Genomic DNA, 20,609 nt, shown 5'->3' on the forward strand with positions numbered 1-20,609 from the left:
CAGTCGGCGATAGATGATCGACGTCGCCGACGCAGGATGCCCCCACAGGCGAGTCACCCACAAGAGTGACCAGGTTTTCCACAGTCATCATGTCGTGCACAGATGCGCCGCAGGCCCTTCCACCTCAATCGACAAGGCCCGTACGGTAATTCACATGAGCCGCCACAGCGCGAGCGGCAAAGGCAGGGCCTCATCGATCGGGGGAATCGCATGGTCAAGGAAAACAAGGCTCGCCCTGGCGCGTCAGCGAAGGGAGACCGCCAACGAGAATGCCACCCTCGTGCTCACCGCATCTCGCGGGATTCAGGTGGACAGCGCGGAGCGGAGGAGAGACGGATGAAGGCCTTCAATCCGTGCGCCAGGCTGGACGCACCACGGTTCGCGACTCAAACTGTCCAGGCACCCCTGGCGAACGTGTGCGACACGGATGACGCGATAGACACGTGCGAGTCACAGCTCCGGAGAGAGCGGCTGCTCACAGGTGAGAACCTCCCCGGCCCGCGGCGCCCCGGCACCGGGATACGGCCTCGACGCTCACCAGATCGATCAGTCTGAGCACGGCCACCTCGTCCTTGGCTCAGTGCTACTCCGTACGGCACGAGATACGAAGCCTCTCCTCCGTCAGACCCCCATCCAGACACGGGTGCACGCTCTGAGTCACGCCCGGCCAACCACGCACGGTAGACCACGCACCCAAGCACAGCCCCCGCACCGCGCCACCCCACTAGAGGCAGCACGCCTCACCATGCCCCAAATGACACATGTACGACGTGGCTCCCCATGCAACGCGCACCACACACCACCACACACCACCACACCACACACGCCAGCTGCTCCCCCCACCCGAGAGGCACACCAGCGATGGACCAAGCAAGTGAACGACCCTCAAGCGAAACGCAAGGCACCGCAGCCAGCGGAATCCAGCCCGAGCCCTCGCGAGCGACCCGGTTCCTCCCCAGCCGACGCAGACTCCTCCAGGGCGCGGCTCTCGCCGCCGTGCCGTCCGCGCTGCTGACCTCACCCCGTGCCATGGCCACACCACGCGCGGCCGCCTACCCTCCCACCGAATGGGTTCCGGCGAGCAGTTCCAACTACACGGCCTCCAACCGGCCCACCAGCTATCCCGTCACCTACGTGGTCGTTCACGTCACGCAGGAGACGTACGCCGACACCCTGGCCATCTTCCAGAACCCGGCGAAGAAGGTGTCCGCGCACTATGTGGTCCGTTCCTCCGACGGCCACATCGCGCAGTGCGTCAGCGAACGCAACGTCGGCTGGCACGCGGGCAACTGGACCTACAACACGCGCAGCATCGGCATCGAGCACGAAGGGTGGGTGGACCAACCTGAGTACTTCACCGACGAGATGTACCAGCAGTCCGCACTTCTCACCGCGGCGATCTGTGACAGATACGGAATCCCCAAGGACCGGCAGCACATCATCGGCCACAACGAAGTCCCCGGCGCCGACCACACCGACCCAGGGCGGCACTGGGACTGGTCGCGCTACATCAGACTGGTCAACTTCACCTGAGCGTCCATACGACAGGGTGGCCCACCGCCCCGTTGGCTCAAGTCCCGCTACCCGCAACCCGCCGTCCCACAATCGCCTATTCACGAGCCACTAGCCTCCCCTCGCCCCGGCACTCTCCATCGGGGTCGGCGAAGTCCAGCCAGCGGCGGTGCGCGGACGCTTGTCGGCTTCTGTTCCCGGGGTGACGATGGCAGCGCCCGCACCGCTGTCATCGCTGTCCCGGAGGCCGAATTGACCGATCCATGGGTGGCTCTGGAGCCCGGAGCCGACCCCGTCGAGCGGGTACGCACGATGCGTCGGGCCCATGAGAGCTTCACCGCGGCGGGCACCGTCGCCCGCCCGGTGCGCTCCGTGGTGGCCGATTCCTGGCGGCGTTCGGCACGAGCGCGCGTCAGCCCCGAGGACTCGGGGGCTTCGGTCGAGCTCACGGCAGGTGACCTGGGGGCTTATCGGGCCGAGCATCCACTGGCGCGGGTCATGCCGTTGTTCCGTGAGCTCATGGGCGGATTCGCGAAGGACGGGGAGCATCTACTGGCGGTGTGCGACGCGCACGGTCGGCTGCTCTGGGTTGAGGGACACCCGGCAACGCGGACGCGGGCAGGGCAGATGAACTTCGTGCCGGGCGCGCGGTGGGCGGAATCGGCGATCGGAACGAACGCTCCGGGCACGGCGGTCGCCGTCGGCCGACCAGTGCAGGTGTTCGCCACGGAACACTTCGTCCGCAGCGTCCAGTCGTGGACGTGTGCCGCGGCGCCGGTACACGATCCGCGTACCGGACGGCTGCTTGGGGCCGTCGATGTCACCGGCGGCGACGGGCTGGCGCATCCCCACAGTCTGGCGTTGGTGCAGGCGGTGGCGCGAGCGGCGGAGTCCCAACTGTCCCTGCTGGGGCCGCTGGTACACGACGAGGACAGCCTGGAGCTGACGGCGCTCGGCCGGGACGAGGCGCTGGTACTCGTGGGTGGCCACAAGCGGCGGCTGAGCCGACGGCACAGCGAGATCATGGTGCTGCTGGCCCGGCACCCCGAGGGCCTGAGCGGGGACGAATTACTGTGCGCGCTGTACGAGGACGAGTCGGTGACGCCGGTGACGCTGCGGGCGGAGCTGGCGCGGCTGCGTCAGGTGCTGGGACCTGAGGTCCTGCGGTCGCGACCGTACCGCCTCGCGGTCCCGGTGACGTCGGACGTGGACGTGGTGGAGCGGCGGCTGGGCTGCGGGGCGGTGACGGCGGCGTTCTCCCTGTACACAGGACCGCTGCTGCCGGGAGCGCAGGCGCCAGCGGTGGCGCGGTTGCGGCGGCGGCTCACCGACCAGATGCGGGCGGCGCTGATCGCCCGTGGTGACCCGGACCTCCTGTCGGACTGGGTGCACGCACCGTGGGGAGAGGAGGATGTGGAGGTATGGCGGGCCCTGGCCGCCGTGCGGCCGACGGCGCCGGTGGTGGCCCGGCTGCGCACCCTGGACCGAGAACTGACAGCGGATGCCCAAGGCCGGGCACTGCGTCCCCAAGCCAAGCGTCACGCCCACTAGCCGAGGTCCCCCCTCCGCCGCAGAAAGCCAACCAGACCGCCAGGCAGCCAGCGGCGCACGGCACACCAGGCCGAGCCAACCCGATCTGGGCCAATCCCGTCTGGGCCAATCCGGGCCGAGCTGAGCTGGACCTCGCCCCACCTGATCCCGCCCCACTCCACTCAACTCAACTCCACCCCGCCCCACCCCACCAACGCAACGTGCATGCAACCTCCCCCTCCCTACGCTCCCGCCGAGAGCTGCCCAACGGCGGGCAGCGTGTCCGGGGAGGCAGTCAGGATGACCCGTTACGCGGCGCCCGGTAGCGAGGGTGCAGTCATCTCCTATCAGGACCGGTACGACCACTTCATCGGGGGCGAGTACGTGCCGCCGGCGCGGGGGCAGTACTTCGAGAACCCGAGCCCGGTCAACGGGCGGCCGTTCACCGAGATCGCGCGGGGCACGAGCGAGGACGTGGAGCGGGCGCTTGACGCCGCGCACGCCGCCGCGCCCGCGTGGGCCCGTACGTCGGTGGGCGAGCGCGCCGCCATCCTGCGGCAGATCGCGGACCGCATGGAGGCCAACCTGGAGCAGCTCGCGGTGGCCGAGAGCTGGGAGAACGGCAAGCCGGTGCGGGAGACGCTGGCCGCGGACATCCCGCTGGCCATCGACCACTTCCGGTACTTCGCGGGGGTGATACGGGCGCAGGAGGGATCGCTCAGCGAGGTCGACGAGGACACCATCGCGTACCACTTCCACGAGCCGCTCGGTGTCGTGGCGCAGATCATCCCGTGGAACTTCCCGATTCTGATGGCGACGTGGAAGCTGGCGCCCGCGCTCGCCGCGGGCAACGCCGTCGTGCTGAAGCCCGCCGAGCAGACCCCGGCGTCGATCCACGTCTGGCTGAGCCTGGTGAGCGACCTGTTGCCACCGGGTGTGGTGAACGTCGTCAACGGCTTCGGCGTGGAGGCGGGCAAGCCGCTCGCGTCCAGCCCGCGCGTGGCGAAGGTCGCGTTCACCGGGGAGACGACGACCGGGCGGCTGATCATGCAGTACGCCTCGGAGAACATCAAGCCGGTGACGCTGGAGCTGGGCGGAAAGAGCCCGAACATCTTCTTCGACGACGTGTGGGCCGCGGACGACGACTTCCGCGACAAGGCGCTCGAAGGCTTCACGATGTTCGCGCTCAACCAGGGCGAGGTCTGTACGTGTCCGTCACGGGCGCTCATCCAGCGCGGTCACTACAGCGAGTTCCTGGAAGCGGCGATCGCCCGCACCGAGCAGATCAAGCCGGGCCACCCGCTCGACACGGACACGATGATCGGCGCGCAGGCGTCCAACGATCAGCTGGAGAAGATCCTCTCGTACCTGGACATCGGGCAGCAGGAAGGGGCGAAGGTCCTCACGGGCGGTCAGCGCATCGAGTACGACGGCGAGTTGGCGGGCGGCTGGTACGTACAGCCGACGATCTTCGAGGGTGACAACCGGATGCGGATCTTCCAGGAGGAGATCTTCGGACCGGTCGTCGCGGTCGCGTCGTTCAATGACTTCGATGACGCGATCAAGACCGCCAACGACACCCTGTACGGCCTGGGTGCGGGGGTGTGGACGCGCGACATCAACACCGCGTACCGGGCGGGCCGTTCGATCCAGGCGGGCCGGGTGTGGACGAACTGCTACCACGCGTATCCGGCCCACGCGGCGTTCGGCGGCTACAAGCAGTCGGGCATCGGCCGCGAGACGCACAAGATGATGCTGGAGCACTACCAGCAGACGAAGAACCTCCTGGTGTCGTACTCGCCGAAGAAGCTCGGCTTCTTCTAGAGGCCCGAAGAAGGCGCCTGACCTGGACTCTTGCCGGTCAGGCGCCTTCCGCTCGGCCCACTCAAAGCAGGGCCCGGTGTCGGCCGGGTCCACACCGGAGGACAACCAGAACGAGATCCCGGACTGCCTGAGGTCGTAGGGCCGCTCGGCCAGCCCGGAGGTGAGTTCCGTGCGGGTCAGGCGTACCGCCGTGCACGCGCCCACGTCTTGCCATACGCAGCCGCATCCACGCAGTTGCCAGCCCGATTCCGAAACAGCCGACCATCCGGCACCACGCCGAACCGTTCGAAGTGGGCAGCGGACCGCTCCACGCGATCCACCGTGGAGAGCCCTGACAAGGTCAGGAGTAGACCCAGCGCCACGCGTTCGAACTAAGCCTGCACGTGATCCGCTGACCGCTCGCAGTTGTCGTCGCGGCTCCATGGTCGCTGTTCCGGCAGAACTGTCCAGCCCGGTAGCAGTTACCGGAGTTGGAGACGATCGAGCACTTCCCTACCGGGGCCTTCGCAGTCGGTGCGGGCGCAGCGGGCGCGGTGGTCCGCCGAGACGGCGTGGGGGCGGGAGCCTGCGCCTTGACGGTCTTGGTAACCGTAGGACCGGGTTCGGGGGACGCGGTCTCCGTCACCATCACGGTCGCGGTGGCCTTGGGCGAAGGCGTGCCAGCGGCAGCGTCCTCGCCGGTGCTGGTGCCGCCGATGGCACCGAGGGCGAAGAGCGCGATGCCGCCGAGCCAGACTCTCTTGCGTCTACGCAGGGGGCGGGTATCCGCTCGTAACGGCTCTGGCGGCGTGGCATTCGGACTGGGCATCTGTCCCCTCTCAGGCGTGGCAGGCATGGCAGGCATGGCAGGCATGGCAGGCGCGACGACAGTAGCGCCTGCAACACGCCGCGTAGAGAGGAAGTGGAGCAGTAGTGATGACCTTGTGATCATCGAGGATCGCGGGCGTGGCGGTGCTGTCCGGGCAGGCGCCCCCTCGCGCAAGCGGAGGCCGCACCGCTCCCACGTGGGTACGAGCGGTGCGGCCTCCGAAGAGGGCGGCAGCAGGGGCGATCAAGAGAAGCGACGGACGAACACGTCGGACTTGCCGTTGGTGTCACCGGGCACGATGTCGTCGGCCGATGACGCGAAGACCACGTCGCGCCCACCGGCGCTGACCGCGTCGACCCCGGCCGAGGCGGGCTGGTTTGAGACAGCCGCGTCGGTGCCCGCCCGCAGGTCGCGCAGGATGAGCGACGGTCCGGTCGGCTCGTTCGGGGCGTACAGCAGATGGTTGCCGGTGGGATCGATGGCCAGGCCCTTGACGCCCGGCACTCGTTGAGCGGTGCCCGAGCTCACGTCGTGGACGTAGGTGTCGGAGCCCGAGAGGTAGACGACCTTGCTGCCGTCCTCGCTGATCTGGACGATGGTCGCCTCCTTCGACGGGCCCTCGATCGGGTCGGAGGTAGAGCCGTGGTCCCGGTCCCACACGAGGACGTCCTTGGCCTTGCCATCCTGGTAAGCGACGAAGCGGCCGTCACCACTGATGGACGGCCGGGACGGCGCGGTGTGGTCGAACCAGGCGAGTTCCTGCTTGGTGTTGGCGTGCCAGTCCCATACGTCGATGCGCTGACTGGACGACGGCCGGCCGATGGTGGCGACATTGGCGACGTAGCGGCCGTCCCCGCTCAGAGACGGCTGACTGCAGTTGAGGGCATCGCAGTTGAGGCCGATCGAACTGCCCGCAGTCCACTGACCCAGCTTGACCTTGGTGTCCCTGAACAACAGCACCCAATAGGCGGCATACTCCCCGTCGCCGCTGATCACCGGCGAGGCGATCGGGTGGCTGCCCACATGCTTGAACTGCCCCGACGGCTCGTCGCGCAGGTACACCCTTTCACTTCCCGCAGCATTGCCGGGCGTGACGTTCTTCGCCGACGACGAGAAGACAATGCGGCGTCCGTCGGTCGCGATGGCGCCACCGGTGGAATCGCCGTCGAACTGAGTGCCGTCGGCCGCGACACTGATCCTCTCCACACCGGCTCCGCTGTCCCGCGCGGCGCCCGCAGGCTCGGCCGAGGCGGCTCCCGGCAGCACCGTGATGACCGCGCACCCCACCATCGCCGCGCCTAAGGCACACCGGACACGTCTAGCGATGCTCCGGTTTGTTTTTCCCTTCATTTTCCCCCCAGTCAGGAAGAGGTCTCGCCCCGGCTCCCCGCCGAAGGGCCCCAAGCATGCAACCGCGACGGCCCTGAGGGGTCAATGCGTCACATGACATGTGAGAGGCGTCGTTTCGGTCATGAGGCTCCGAGAATCGGCATTCTCGATAGCGTGGCCATCTACTGCATGGGGCGCCCATGTGTCCCGCTGGTCCGTGCGAGGACTTTGACAGAGAGTTTTGACAAAGAGTGGTGAGGCCGCGATGAGTCAACTGACGAAACCCGAGGTCAACGTTCCGGAGGGTGATGCTCCTACCGAGCTGACGATCCGAGACCTGGTCCTCGGGGATGGTGCTGAGGTGAAGCCGGGCATGGTGGTCAGGGTCCACTATGTCGGGGTGACCTTCGAGTCCGGGAAGGAGTTCGATGCCTCCTGGGACCGGGGCCAGCCGTTCAAGTTCACCCTGGGCAGTGGAAGGGTCATCAAGGGCTGGAACCGGGGGGTGAGAGGGATGAAGGTCGGCGGTCGGCGCGAGATCATCGTTCCCCCGCGTCTCGGCTACGGCAACCAGTCGCCCTCGCCGTTGATCCCGGCAGGCTCGACCCTGGTCTTCGTGGTGGACCTGCTTGACTCGTACTCCAGCACAGGCGGGTGGAGCAACGCCTAGTGCCGCTCTCGGACCTGCGGATTCAGCCTCAGTTGACCCGTTGTTGAGCGGTGGCTGGGCTACTGGGAGCTCGTGTTCCGTTCGTGTCTGGGAGGGTCATGATGCTCAGGTGGGTACGTGGCGTGGCGGTCGGTGTGGCGGCGGTCTTGGCGCTCGTCGTCGCGGGCGTGTCGGCCTCCGCGGGTTCAGGGCCGCGCGCCGCGGTGGAGTCCGCAGGCTCGGTGAACCCCGAGGGGTGTGCCGGTAGCCCCTCGGGCTGCACGTGAGCTAGTACGCCGACAGCACGTGACATTCGGCCGTGTGCCTCAGAGTTCCGTGAGGTGCCGTGCGATGTCGTCCGCGTCGGGCAGGCCGAGTTCGTGGAAGACGCTCTGCGCGCGGCGGTAGTGCTCCCGGGCCTGGCCGGTGTCGCCCTGGGCCCGGTGGGCGTGGCCGAGTTGGGCGAGGGCGCGGGCGACGATGCCCGCGTCGCCGCGCGCCTCGGCGATGTCCCGTGCCCGCGCGGCGTGTTCGGCGGCCTCCGCGGGCCGCCCCGAGAGGTTGTGGGCCTGGGCGATCGCGCCGAGCAGGAGGCCCTCGCGGAAACGGGAGCCCGTCTCGCGCCACAGGCGCAGGCTCTCGTACAGGCGGTCGAAGGCCTCGGACGTCCGCCCGGTCCGCAGGCAGACCTGGCCGAGGTTGTGCAGCGCGTTGGCCTGACCCGCGACGTCACCGGTCGCCCGGGTGACGGCGACGGCCTCGCGGCAGTGCGCGAGGGCCTCATCGGCGCGCCCTGTGGCCAGCAGGGCCAGGCCGAGGAAGCCGAGCGCGTACGCCTCGATGCCGCGGCTCGCCACGGCTCTGCCGTGGGTCAGCGCCTCGGTCAGCAGCGCGTGCGCGGTGGTGAAGTCGCGCAGGGCGAGGGCACCTCCACCCCGGGTGATCAGGACGTGGGCGAGCAGCGTCCGGTCCCCGGCCTCCCGGCACAGCTCGATGGCCCGGTCGAGGTCGGGGGCACCCTGCCGCATGGCGAAGCGGTGCTGCACGGAGCTGCCGAGCATGTACAGGGCGCGTGCCTCCGCGGTGCGGTGACCTGCGGCGCGCGCGGCCTCGGCCAGGGTCCGGGCGGCGCGTTCGATGCCGTAGGGCTGCGCGCCGAGGCGGCCGAGCGGGTCCGCGGCGAGCAGCAGGTCCGCGACCACGGTCAGCGACAAGGAGGCGTCGCCCGCCGCCTGCTCGATGAGCCCCAGGAGTGACGTCTGCTCGTCGAGCAGCCAGGCGGCGGCCTCCTGCGGTCCGGTGAAGTCCAGGCCCTCGTAGCGCAGCGCGGCCACGTGCCCGGGGAACACGTCGTCGGGCAGCGAGGCCCGGTGGGCGCCGAGGGCGGTGGCGAGGCAGAACTCGAGCAGGCGGGTGTGCGCGGCGGTTCGCTCGTGGTCCGGCACTTCGGCGTGTGCGGTCTGACGGGCGAAGAGCCGGAGCAGGTCGTGGTAGCGGTAGCGGCCGGGGGCGACCGACTCGAGGAGGCTCAGGTCGACGAGGGACTCGCACAGCTCCTCCGCCTCCCGCTCCGGTCGGTCGAGCAGCGCCGCGGCGACGGGCACACCGAGTTCGGGTATCTCGGGCAGGGCGAGGAGCCGGAAGGCGCGTACGTGCTCGGCGTCAAGGAGTTCCATGCCGAGCCGGAAGGTCGTCTCCACGGCGGTGTCCTCCGCCCGCAGCGCGCCGAGGCGGCGCCGCTCGTCGGCGAGGAGCGCGGCGGTCTCGGCGAGCGTGTGGTCCGGCCGGGCGACCAGGCGGGAGGCCACGATGCGGATGGCGAGCGGCAGATGGCCGCAGGCGTCGAGCACCTCGGCGGCGGCGTCCGGCTCGGCGGACACGCTCGGTACGCCGACGATCCGGGTCAGCAGCTCCAGGGCCTCTGCCCGCGCCAGGGGCCGCAGGTCCACCAGGGTGGCCCCGGTCAGGCCGGCGAGCCGGGAGCGGCTGGTGAGCAGCACCGCGCTGCCGGGCGTACCGGGCAGCAGGTCGCGCACCTGGGCCGCGTCGCGGGCGTTGTCGAGGACGACGAGCACCCGCCGGGTGGCGAGCATGGAGCGGTAGAGGGCGGCCCGCTCCCCGGGCAGCGTCGGGAGGTGACCGGCGCGGACGCCGAGGACGCACAGGAAGCGGCCGAGGACCTCCATGGGCTCCGCGGGCCGGGGGTCGGTTCCCCGCAGGTCCGCGTAGAGCTGTCCGTCCGGGAAGCGGTGGCGCATCCGCTGGGCCACGTGGACGGCCAGGGCGGTCTTGCCGATGCCGCCCATCCCGCTGATGGAGCTGAGGGCGACCATCCCGCTCTGCTCCAGGGCGGCGCACAGCCGGTCGGCCTCGTCGTCGCGGCCCGTGAAGTGGGCGATGTCCTGGGGCAGTCGCGCCGGTCCGTAGGACCGGTCCGGAGCGCGGAGCCCGGCCGCCTCGCCTGCCTGCCGCCCGGGTCCGTCGGTGAGGATCTTCCGCTGGAGCCGGTCCAGGCCGGGTCCGGGGCGGGTGCCCAGCTCGTCGGCGAGCACGCGGCGGACGTGCGCGTGGACGTCGAGCGCGTCCGCCTGCCGTCCGGCCTGGTGCAACGCTGTCATCAGCAGCTCGTGGACCCGCTCGCGCCACGGGTGTTCGGCGGCGAGGGCGCGCAGCGGACCGATCGCGTAGTCGTTCCCGCCCAGCGCGATCTCGGTCTCCCAGCGGGCCTCGACCGCTGACAGGCGCAGCTCCTCGAGGCGGGTGCGCTGGGCTTCGGCGTACGGTCCTGGCACCCCGGCGAGCGGCCTGCCGTGCCACAGGTCCAGGGCGGAGACGAACAGGGACCGAGCCTGTTCGAGCCGTCCGGCGGCCCGGGCCCGCCGTGCCTCGGCCGTACGGAGCTCGAAGACCGTCAGGTCGACGTCCTCCGGGGCGACGCGCAGGGTGTAGCCGTCGCCCGTCGTCAGCAGCGTGCGCGCGGTGGCGCGGGGAGCCCGGCCGGGCTCCAGGAGGCGGCGCAGGGTGAAGGCGTGGGTGCGCAACGACCCCACCACACCGAGCGGGGCCTCGTCGCCCCAGACCGCGGCGATCAGCTCCCAGGCGGGCACGTGGGTACGCGCCCGGAGCAGCAGCACCGCGAGCACCGCCTGCAGCTGGGGCGCGCCGACGGGCACCTCGGCCGACCCGTCGTGCACGCGAAGGGGACCGAGAACGGTGAAGCGGTGGGCGGGGGTTCGCCCGGATTCGCCGCCGGAGGAATGACCGGAGGAGTGGCCGGAGGATCGGCCGGACGAGGCAGTGGGGGGCATGGGACGTCTCCAAATGACGTGAGGACCATTTGGCATGGGGGCCTTGTGGCGTGGGGGCCTTGTGACGAGGGGGCGTTTTGACGAGGGGGCGTTTTGACGAGGGGGTCTTTTGACGAGGGGTCATGGAAGAGGGATCGCCCGTGAGGCCGGTTCCGCCGTGACGGGTACGGCCGTGACGGGTACGGCCGTGGCGCGTGCCGGGGTGCCGGGGTTCCGCGATTCCGCCGTAACGGCCTCCGCCCTGACCGATCCGGCACGCGAGGAGACCAGAGCGCGCCGCCCCTCCCCCGTCAGGGAACCGGTGCCGGTGCGGCCCCGCCCCGCCGCTCGGGCTCCTCTCCGAGCAGGACGAGGAGGTCGTCGGCCTCCGGCATACCCAGGCGCGCGCAGATCTCGTACGCGCTGTGCCAGTGCGCCCGGGCGCCGTCAGCGTCCCCGAGCCGGTCGAGGGCGGAGCCGAGTACGGAGAGCGCGTGTCCGCGGCCCCAGTCGTTCCTGACCTCCTCCATGGTCACGGCGGCGGTCCGGGCCAGCCGCGTGGCCTCCTCGGCGCGGCCGGTGGCGAGCCGGTTCTGCGCGAGCCGGAAGAGGGTGAAGCCTTCCCACAGTCGATTGCGGCGGTCACCGAAGAGGGCCAACGCCTCGGTGAGGCGCCCGGCGGACTCGGCGGTCCGCCCGGCGCCGCCGAGGACGACGCCCAGTTCGTACAGGGCGAACGGCACCCGGCAGCCGTCACTCAGACCCTGATGGAGGGCCAGTGCCTGCTCGGCGTCGGTGACCGCCAGGTCCGTCTCGCCCGCCGACTGGCGCACCCGGCTGCGCGCGCCCAGGACGTTCGCCTCGCCGAACCGGTCGGCACCCGCCTGGAAGACCGCCGACGCCTCGGTGAGGAGGGTGCGGGTCTCGTCGTAGCGACGCAGGTGGTACGAGCAGCGCGCGAGGAGCACCAGGGCGTCGGCCATGACGAGCACGTCGCCCGCCGCGCGGCTCGCCGCCACCGCCTGGCGGCAGACCCCGACCAGTTCGCGCAGGCGGGCCGCGTAGTAGTAGCCGTGGCCGAGGGCCAGGTAGGCGCGTCCCGCGCTGCGCTGGTCGCCCAGGCGGAGCGCCGCGGCGACCACCGCGTGGGCCGCCTGCTCGAACTCCGTCCCGGGCCCCCCGCGTTCCAGGAACTCCTCCATCATGAGCAGCAGGTCGGCCGCCGGGGCGACGTCGCAGGCGGCGGCCTCGGCCGCTTGGCGCACCACCGCGAACAGGCACGGCGCCTCGTCGGCCAGCCAGGCACCGGCGTCATCGGCCGTGGCGAACGAAAGGCCGGGGACCGTCGCGGTCACCTCCAGGCGTTCGGCCCTGCCGAGGGCGCCGGGGTGCGAGGTGCGGACCGTGGACACCAGGAACTCAAGGAGGCGGCGCAGGCTCGCGGCCCGTCCCTCGGGGCACTCCTCCGCGCTCGCGCGTCCACGCGCGTAGAGGCGCAGCAGGTCGTGGTAGCGGTAGCGGCCGGGGGTGGGGGACTCCAGGAGGCTGACGTCGACCAGGGACTCGCACAGCGCCTCGGCCTCCGGCTCGGGCAGGCCGAGGACGGCGGCCGCGGCGGCGGACGAGATGTGCGGGCCGTCGGGCAGGGCGAGCAGCCGGAAGGCGCGCTGCTGGTCCGGCCGGAGCTGGGCGTGGCCGAGTGCGAAGGCGGCTTCGACGGTCAGGTCGGCGACGCGCAGTTCCGCCAGGCGGTGCCGCTCGTCGGCGAGCCGGTCGTGCAGCGCGCCGAGCGGCCACGCGGGGCGCGTGGCCAGGCGGGCCGCCACGATCCGTACGGCCAGCGGCAGATGGCCGCAGGCCGACACGAGCCGGGCGGCGTCGTCCGCCTCGGCGTCGACGCGGGCCCGGCCCAGGACCTTGCCCAGGAGTTCGAGTGCCTCATCCGGGGTCATGACGTCGAGGTCGACCAGGCGCGCGGAAGCAAGGCCCGCGAGCTTGGCGCGGCTGGTGACCAGGACGGCGCACGAGGGCAGCACGGGCAGGAAGGGCCGCACCTGTTCGGGGCCGTGGGCGTTGTCGAGGAGGATGAGCACGCGGCGCCCGTCCAGGCGGGCGCGGAACAGCGCGGAGCGTTCCGCCAGGCCTTCGGGTATCGCGGCGTCGTCCACGCCGAGGGCCCGCAGGAACGAGCCGAGGACGGCGGCCGGGTCGGCCGGGTGGCCGCCGACGCCTTGGAGGTCCATGTAGAGCTGTCCGTGCGGGAAGGACTGCCGTACCCGGTGCGCGACGTGCACGGCGAGGGCGCTCTTGCCCACGCCGCCTGCTCCGGACACCGCCACCATGGCGGCGGCTCCGGGGCGGTCGGACGTCAGCAGCGCGCACAGGTCCGCCACGTGTGTGGCGCGGCCGGTGAAGTCGGCGTGGTCGCCCGGGAGCTGGGCGGGCAGCGGCGGCACGGCCGGGTCCGGGATTCCGGTGCCGCCGGTGGGGTGCGGCGCCGTGAGGAGCTCCCGTGCCTCGGCGAGGTCGCGGCCGGGTTCGAGGCCGAGTTCCTCGCTCAGCAGCAGGCGGGTCTCGTCGTAGGCGGCGAGCGCTTCGGCGGACCGGCCGTCGCGGTGCAGCGCCTGCATGTGGAGGGCGCGCAGCCGTTCGCGCAGGGGATGGTGCGCGGCCAGGTCGGCGAGCTCGGCGAGGACCGACCGCGGGCCGTCCAGTTCCAGGTCGAGCTCAAGGCGGGCTTCGAGGGCCGTCAGGCGCTGGTCGGCGAGCCGGGCGCGGTGCGCGTCCATGGCCTCGCCGGGGATGCCCGGCAGCGGGTCGTCCTGCCAGGGTTCGAGGGCGAGGTGCAGCCGGGCGCGGGCCTCCGCGAGCTGTCCTGCCGCCCGGGCCCGGCCCGCCGCGGCGACGTGGTCCTCGAACCGGGCGTGGTCCACGGCCTCGCGCGGCACGTGCAGCGCGTAGCCGTCGGGGACGGACACCAGGACCCGGGGGGACTCCCCCGCGGCCCGCTCCGGCTCCAGCGACTTGCGCAGTCGCGAGGCGTACGTCCGCAGGGCGCCCACGGCGCGGGGTGGCGGGTTTCCGCCCCACAGCGCTTCCACGACGTCGCCCACCGAGGCGGCCCGCTCCTGGCTCAGCAGCAGCACCGCGAGGAACGCCTGCTGCTGCGGCGAGCCGAGCTCCAGCTCCCTGTCGCCGCGCCACGCGCGCAGCCGCCCGAGCAGCGCGAACCGCAGCCCGGTGTCCCCGGTGACCATCTTCCGCCCCACCCCGTTGATGCCTTCAGGCGCGCAGGCCGTACGCCGGGCCGGCCCCGTCTTCCCGCCGGGCGCTCGGCACGTCGTCCCCACGGCGTGCGCTGGCCTGGATATTACCTGGGCGATCTGGCCTTCCCAACGTCGCCGGGCTGCTATAGGGGGCTATAGGGGCATGGCCGCCCCGCGGGCGGCCACCGCGTCGCCGCGCAGGGCGGGGACCACCACTGACACCCTCATCGGCGCCGCGGGGCATGGTCACTGACGACGAGGATGGGCGCTGGCGACGAGGATGGGCGCTGGCGAAGACTCGATGACCTGAACGAGTTGGCCGTCGGGCACGTGGTCGGCTCCCGGTCGATGCCGTGAGACGCAGGGCCGTGGGTCAGAGAGTCTCTCGGTCGGCTGTCGGGTGGACGCGCGGTCGCAGGCGTTCGCCCTGCGGCCCGAACATGATCAGGTAGGCGACCGGTCCGTCGGTTCCGGCGTTGGCGACTCCGTGCGGGGTGCGGGCGTCGAACTCGGCGACTTCTCCGGCGGTGAGGATGACGTCGTGCGCGCCGAGCGCCAGCCAGAGGCGCCCGGACAGCACGCACAGCCACGCGTAGCCTTCGTGCGACGCCTGCCGTGGCCGTGTCGGCTGATCACCGGTCGCGGGCAGGACGTGCTTATGGGCGTGCAGCCCGCCGACGTAACGGGTCAGCGGCAGTATCGCCTTGTCGTCCACCGGACGCCGCGCCGGGAGACCGTGCGGTGTCCGTGGTGACGGGCCGTGCGGCGTGCGTGCCACGGAAGGCGCGGTGCCCGCCAGTTCGTCCAGGGAAACGGCGTACGCCTGCGCCAGGCGCAGCAGCAGCTCCAGGTTCGGTCTGCGGCGGCCGTTCTCCACCCGCGACAGCGTGCTCAGGGGGATGCCGGTCGCACGGCTCACCTCGGTGAGCGTGTGCCCGTGCCGCTCGCGCACGGCCCGCAGCCGCGGCCCCATGGCGGCCAGCGCGCCCGCGATCCCGTCGTCGGTCATCTCGCCTCCATCCCCTCGATGCGGTCCGCGCGCAGCGCCCGCGCCCTGCAAGTTTGCCAAAGCGTCAAGGCTGGTCGCCTAGTTGGCGACCCGCGTCGCATCATCGGTGCGTCACCGCGGCCACCCGGGAACCCGAGGAGAAGCCATGCCCAAGACCACACCGTCCGCAGAGCCGCGCCACCGCACCGTCGACGCGCCCGCCGGACGCCTGCACCTGGTCGAGCAGGGCACCGGACCGCTGGTCCTGCTCGTGCACGGCTTTCCCGAGTCCTGGTACGCCTGGCGCCATCAGCTTCCGGCCCTCGCGGCGGCGGGATACCGGGCGGTCGCACTCGACGTGCGCGGCTACGGCCGCTCCTTTCGACCGGCCGCGACACAGGCGTACCGGATGCGTGCCCTCGTGGCGGACAACGTCGCCCTGGTGCACGCCCTGGGCGAGGAGACAGCAGTGGTCATCGGGCATGACTGGGGCTCCGCCATCGCGGCCGCCTCGGCCCTGCTCCACCCCGACGTCTTTCGCGCGGTGGGCCTGCTGAGCGTTCCCTACGCCCCGCCCGGCGGCCCGCGCCCCAGCGAGGTCTTCGCGCGGATGGGCACAGACGAGGAGTTCTACGTCTCGTACTTCCAGGAGCCCGGCCGGGCCGAGGCGGAGATCGAGCCCGACGTCCGCGGCTGGCTCGCGGGCTTCTACGCGGCCCTGTCCGCCGACACCATGCCCGCGCGCGGGGAGCCCGACCCGCACTTCGTCAGCGACGGCGGAACCCTGCGCGACCGGTTCCCGACGTCCCGGCTTCCCTCATGGCTCACCGAAGCCGATCTCGACCACTATGCCGGGGAGTTCGAACGCACCGGCATGACCGGAGCACTCAACCGATACCGCGCCATGGATCACGACTGGGAGGACCTCGCCGCGTTCAACGGCTCCCCGCTCACCCAGCCGTCCCTGTTCATCGGCGGGGCCCTGGACGCCTCCACGACCTGGATGGCCGACGCGATCGACGCCTTCCCTGCCACGCTTCCCGCACTGGTCTCCTCCCATCTCCTGGACGGCTGCGGCCACTGGATCCAGCAGGAGCGCCCGGAGGAGGTCAGCGCGCTGCTGACTTCCTGGCTGGCCGCGGTGACAAGATCGGCGCTGGACACGGCCCCCGCTGGGGGATATCCCCCGCCCCCATCCGGGGGCTTACCGGCTGGGCCGCGCCGGGGCGGCGGAACTAGCGTTCAGGCATGACGTCGACTCTGCGCAGGAACCTCGCCGTGGCGGTCGGGATCGCCGTGCTGCTCGTCGCCGAGGTGGCGAGCGCCGTCGCCCGGCCCGGCTGCCCCTCGCCCGTGGCACGGCTGCGCCAGGACGTGGAGGCGATCCACGCCTTGGGGGTCAGCGGTGTGCAGGCCCGTGTGGTCGCGCCCGATGGCCGGCAGTCGGTCGCCACCAGGGGCACCGCCGACCTGAGGACCGGGCGCCCGGTCCCGGCCGACGGGTTCTTCCGCATGGCCAGCACGTCCAAGACGCTGGTCGCCACCGTGGTCCTCCAGTTGGAGGCCGAGGGCAGGCTCTCCCTGGACGACACCGTCGACCGCTGGCTGCCGGGAGTCGTGCGGGGCAAGGGGAACGACGGCAGCCGGATCACCCTCCGCCAGCTGCTCCAGCACACCAGCGGCATCCACGACGACTTGCCCGGCTATACGACACCGAAGGAGTACTACCAGCAGCGCTACGACGTCCACAGCTCCGATCAGCTGATAGCCCGCGCCATGGCGCACGCACCGCACTTCCCGCCCGGCGAGGGCTGGGCGTACTCCAACACCGGCTACGTCCTGCTCGACATGACCATCCAGAAGGTCACCGGGCGGCCCGCCCACCAGGAGATCGAGGACCGCGTCCTGCGCCCGCTCGGCCTCGACCGGACCCGGTGGATGGGCACCACACCCACCTTGCCCCGGCCGCACGCCCGGGCCTACCAGTTCTTCGGGCCCGGTTCCCGGGTGGATGTCACCGAGCAGATAGCCGTGGACCACGAGAACCTGTCGTGGGTCACGACGACACAGGACGAGAACGACTTCTTCCGCGCGCTGCTCACGGGCCGCCTGCTGCCCGCGCGGCAGCTCGCCGAGATGAAGCGGACCGTCCCCGTCAGCGCGGAGGTCCAGCAGCTGTGGCCGGGTGGGCGGTATGGGCTCGGTCTCGTCGAGCGCCCCTTGAGCTGCGGAGGAACCTATTGGGGCCACGAAGGCGGGGACGGCGGCTACATCACCCTCAACGGCGTCACCGACGACGGCGGGCGCAGCGCCGTGGTCTCCATGTCCGAGGCCCGCGGCGACACCCCCGAGCACATCCTGGAACAGGAGAACGCGGCGAGCGCCCTGATCGACCACGCGCTGTGCGCCACCTCCTGAGTCGCTCATGGCCCACCGCTCTGCCCGCAGCTCTGCCCGCACCCATACCCGCGTTCGCGCCCACGCCCGCGCCTGCGCCCGCGCCCGCGCCCGGCGATGTCCTCGCGGTGATCGCCGGGCTTGGGCACGTACAGGGGCTGGGCGCGGTCCCCGGTGGGCGAAGGTTATGTGTCGACGCCGTACTTGGTCCGGAGGTAGTGCACATACGGCGCCGCGTCCAGCGGGCCTCCGGCGGCTCGCCGGAGGGTTTCCGGGGTGCTGAACTTGCGGCCGTGCACGTGCAGTTCACGGGCGAGCCAGTCGACCAGGACGCGGAACTCGCCCCGCTCGAAGCACTCGTCCAGGTTCCCCAGTTCCGACTCCGCGCGCTCCCAGATCTGCAGGGCCACGACGTCGCCGAGGGTGATGGTGGGGAAGTAGCCGAAGCCCAGGTCGAACCAGTGCGGGTCCTGGAGCACCCCTTCGGTGATGTCCCGCGGTTCCACGCCGAGCAGCTCCCGCATGCTGGCGGCGAACGCGTCGGGGAGGTCCCTCGGTGCCACCGAACCGGCCAGGAGGTCCCGTTCGAGCTGGTAGCGCAGGATGATGTGCAGCCCGTAGGTCACCTCGTCGGCCACGGTGCGCACCGCGGTGGGCCTGACGGTGTTCATCGCGCGGTAGAAGCGTTCCAGCGGCACCGCGCGCAGCTGATCGGGGAACTCCTCGCGCAGTCGCGGGTAGGCGAACGTCCAGGTGGACATGCGCCGCCCGACCACGTTCTCCCACAGGCGGCTCTGGGACTCGTCCAGCGCCGACGAGGGCGGTTCGCGCAGGGGGGAGCGGCTCAGGGAGGAGGCCACTTGGCGCCGGTAGAGGCCGTGTCCGAACTCGTGCAGGACGCCGAAGATGCCCCGCAGGCCGTCGCCGTCGAAGCGGCCGGTCACGCGTACGTCACTCGCGGCGAGCGAGAGCTGGGAGGGGTGGACGGACTGGTCGAGGCGCCAGGAGTCAGGGTCGAAGCCCCAGTGGCTCAGCAGCCACAGCACGAACCGCCGCTGCCGTTCCGGGTCGAACCGCCCGGACAGCACATCGGTGTCGCCCCCTGCCGCCGTGGGGGCGTGCGAGGTGTCGCGCAGGTTCGCGAGCACCTCCCCCAGGGCCGGTTTGAGCTGGGCGAACACCGTGTCGACCTCGGCGGAGGTGACATCGGGTTCGTAGTCGTCCAGGAGGGCGTCATAGGGGTCCGCGAGGCCGTCGAACGACGCCGCGTACGCGCGCCGCAGGTCCACGACCCGTTCGAACTCCCCGAGCAGGATGCCGAAGTCCCGTTCGGCTCTGGCCTTCTGCCACAGTCCGAAGCTCCGCGTCTGGCACGCCGCGATCTCCAGGCGGAGTCCCTCGGGCACCCGTCTGGCCTTGTCGCTGTCCCGGCGCATCACCCGCACCAGGGTCGAGTCGTCCGACTCCGGGTCGAGGCGTTCCGCCATCGGGGCGGCGCGCTCGAGGAGCCGGGCGAGCGCGTCGGACGCCCAGCGTTCCTGCACCGCGCGCTCGACGGCGGCGTGCTGGTGCATCCGCTCGTCGAGCCCCCCGGACGGCATGTGGGTCTCCTCGTCCCACACCAGCAGATAGCCCGCCTTCTCCAGGTCGGCGGTCTCCGCGGCGAACGTCCACAGTTCCTCGATCACCCGGTCCATCGGCACGTCCCTCCCGTCACCGGGCCCCGGCCGCCGGGCGTCATGCCGCGGCCGCCTTGAGCAGCGTCAGGAAGCCCTCGCGGCAGGCTTCGAGGGTGCGGTCGATGTCGTCCTCCGTGTGGGAGGCGGACACGAACCAGTGGTGGTCGGGCTCGAAGTAGATGCCCCTGCGGACCGTCTCGCGGAAGAACGCCTCGCGCCCCGCCGCCCGCCGGCCGGGGTCGGGGTCGGTGAACTCCAGGAAGGGCATGGGCGGGTAGCCCACGGCGCGCGCCGGCACGTCGAGCTCCGCGATCAGGACGCGGAACCCTTCGAGCAGCCGCTCCCCCATGGTCCACACGTGGCGCAGGGCGTCGGTGTCCCGCAGCGTCGTCACCGTCGCCACCGCGGCGGCCATCTCGGCGCTGTTGGTGAAGAACGTGGACTCCATGTGGGTGCGGGACAGGCCCCGCATGACGTCCTCGCGTCCGGCGACGGCCGACAGGATGTGGCCGTTGGACATGGCCTTGCCCACGGTCACCAGGTCGGCGTCCACGCCGAAGAACTCCTGGGCGCCGCCAAGGGCCATGCGGAAGCCCGAGCGCAGCTCGTCCAGGACGAACAGCGCCCCGTGGGTGTGCGCGATCCGCCGCACCTCGTGCAGGAAGGAGGGCTCGGGGGCGTCGGTCTCGAAGGGCATCATGATGACGCAGGCGATGTCGTCGCCGTGCTCGGCGAAGGCCGCGCGCACCGACTCCAGGTCGTTGTACTCGAAGGACAGCGTCTCGCGCCGGACGGCGGGCAGCAGGCCCTCCGTGCGGGGAGTCGACCACTCGTGCCAGCCGTGGTAGCCCCACTGGAGCACCTTCTTGCGGCCGGTGTGCAGTCGGGCGAGGCGCACCGCCGCCGCCGTGGCGTCCGAGCCCGTGCGCATCGCGTACACGAGGTCGGCGTTGGGGAGTACGGAGGTGAGGAGCTGGGAGAGCTCCACCTGGGTGGGGCGCCACAGCGGTGAGAGGCAGGTGCCGCTCGCCAGTTCCCGGGTGACGGCGTCCAGGACGCGGGGGTGGGCGTGGCCCAGCAGGACCGTTCCGTAGCCGAGGATGTAGTCGATGTACTCGTTGCCGTCCGGGTCCCACACGTGGCTCCCGGAGGCCCGCGCGGCGAAGCGGGGGTAAGTGCCGCAGGTGAACGTGTCGAAGTCGAGGCCCTGGGTGAAGGTCGCCATCCAGGCGTCGTGCCGCTCCCCACGGGAGAGCAGCTCAGCGGTCGCGTCGAGGGGAAGGGGCGGTATTCCATCCATGACGGTGCTCCTTGTGTAGTCAGTCGGCCGCCCGATGGGT

General features: G+C 71.4%; 12 protein-coding genes. 6 read left to right on the forward strand and 6 right to left on the reverse strand.

Annotated elements, in window-relative coordinates; translation table 11 throughout:
- Positions 1-861: 861 nt before the first annotated feature.
- The 3 genes from AC07A4_RS21685 to exaC all read left to right on the forward strand — a co-directional run bounded on the left by AC07A4_RS21685 (position 862) and on the right by exaC (position 4,866).
- The gene (locus AC07A4_RS21685; protein WP_478601107.1) at positions 862-1,533 is read left to right on the forward strand and encodes an N-acetylmuramoyl-L-alanine amidase; all 672 of its coding nucleotides are present in this window, start codon (positions 862-864) and stop codon (positions 1,531-1,533) included.
- A gap of 231 nt (positions 1,534-1,764) precedes the next feature.
- Complete coding sequence (locus tag AC07A4_RS21690; protein ID WP_478601109.1) at positions 1,765-3,063, forward strand: winged helix-turn-helix domain-containing protein; 1,299 nt, start codon at positions 1,765-1,767, stop codon at positions 3,061-3,063.
- A 279-nt stretch (positions 3,064-3,342) separates the two neighbouring features.
- The gene (exaC, locus tag AC07A4_RS21695; protein ID WP_478601111.1) at positions 3,343-4,866 is read left to right on the forward strand and encodes an acetaldehyde dehydrogenase ExaC; all 1,524 of its coding nucleotides are present in this window, start codon (positions 3,343-3,345) and stop codon (positions 4,864-4,866) included.
- A gap of 1,051 nt (positions 4,867-5,917) precedes the next feature.
- On the opposite strand, the gene AC07A4_RS21700 is transcribed toward exaC, so the two are convergent.
- Positions 5,918-6,880 carry a WD40 repeat domain-containing protein gene (locus AC07A4_RS21700; protein WP_478601113.1) on the reverse strand — a complete coding sequence of 321 codons (963 nt, stop codon included), beginning with the start codon at positions 6,878-6,880 and terminating at the stop codon, positions 5,918-5,920.
- A 388-nt stretch (positions 6,881-7,268) separates the two neighbouring features.
- On the opposite strand from AC07A4_RS21700, the gene AC07A4_RS21705 reads away from it, so the two are divergent.
- Positions 7,269-7,673, forward strand: coding sequence for an FKBP-type peptidyl-prolyl cis-trans isomerase (locus AC07A4_RS21705; RefSeq protein WP_478601115.1), 405 nt, complete (start codon positions 7,269-7,271; stop codon positions 7,671-7,673).
- A 305-nt stretch (positions 7,674-7,978) separates the two neighbouring features.
- On the opposite strand, the gene AC07A4_RS21710 is transcribed toward AC07A4_RS21705, so the two are convergent.
- From AC07A4_RS21710 to AC07A4_RS21720, 3 genes are all read right to left on the reverse strand, one after another.
- Positions 7,979-10,846 (reverse strand): AfsR/SARP family transcriptional regulator, encoded by a 2,868-nt coding sequence (locus AC07A4_RS21710; RefSeq protein ID WP_478601117.1) that lies wholly within the window; start codon positions 10,844-10,846, stop codon positions 7,979-7,981.
- A 404-nt stretch (positions 10,847-11,250) separates the two neighbouring features.
- Entirely contained in the window at positions 11,251-14,196 is a 2,946-nt protein-coding gene (locus tag AC07A4_RS21715) for an AfsR/SARP family transcriptional regulator (RefSeq protein ID WP_478601119.1), read from the reverse strand.
- A gap of 382 nt (positions 14,197-14,578) precedes the next feature.
- Positions 14,579-15,214 carry a helix-turn-helix domain-containing protein gene (locus AC07A4_RS21720; protein ID WP_478601121.1) on the reverse strand — a complete coding sequence of 212 codons (636 nt, stop codon included), beginning with the start codon at positions 15,212-15,214 and terminating at the stop codon, positions 14,579-14,581.
- A 145-nt stretch (positions 15,215-15,359) separates the two neighbouring features.
- Between AC07A4_RS21720 and AC07A4_RS21725 the strand changes: the two genes are divergently transcribed.
- A complete protein-coding gene (locus AC07A4_RS21725; protein WP_478601123.1) occupies positions 15,360-16,445 on the forward strand; it encodes an alpha/beta fold hydrolase in 1,086 nt (361 codons plus the stop codon).
- Positions 16,442-17,611 (forward strand): serine hydrolase domain-containing protein, encoded by a 1,170-nt coding sequence (locus AC07A4_RS21730; protein ID WP_478601125.1) that lies wholly within the window; start codon positions 16,442-16,444, stop codon positions 17,609-17,611. The genes AC07A4_RS21725 and AC07A4_RS21730 overlap by 4 nt, the downstream gene beginning before the upstream one ends.
- 164 nt (positions 17,612-17,775) lie before the next feature.
- Here AC07A4_RS21730 and AC07A4_RS21735 read toward each other — a convergent pair whose 3' ends face one another.
- The gene (locus AC07A4_RS21735; RefSeq protein WP_478601127.1) at positions 17,776-19,287 is read right to left on the reverse strand and encodes a carboxypeptidase M32; all 1,512 of its coding nucleotides are present in this window, start codon (positions 19,285-19,287) and stop codon (positions 17,776-17,778) included.
- A 40-nt stretch (positions 19,288-19,327) separates the two neighbouring features.
- On the reverse strand, positions 19,328-20,569 hold the full coding sequence (locus AC07A4_RS21740; protein ID WP_478601129.1) for an aspartate aminotransferase family protein: 1,242 nt from the start codon (positions 20,567-20,569) through the stop codon (positions 19,328-19,330).
- Positions 20,570-20,609 lie beyond the last annotated feature (40 nt).

This window comes from Streptomyces sp. NPDC043996 (genome assembly GCF_056435225.1).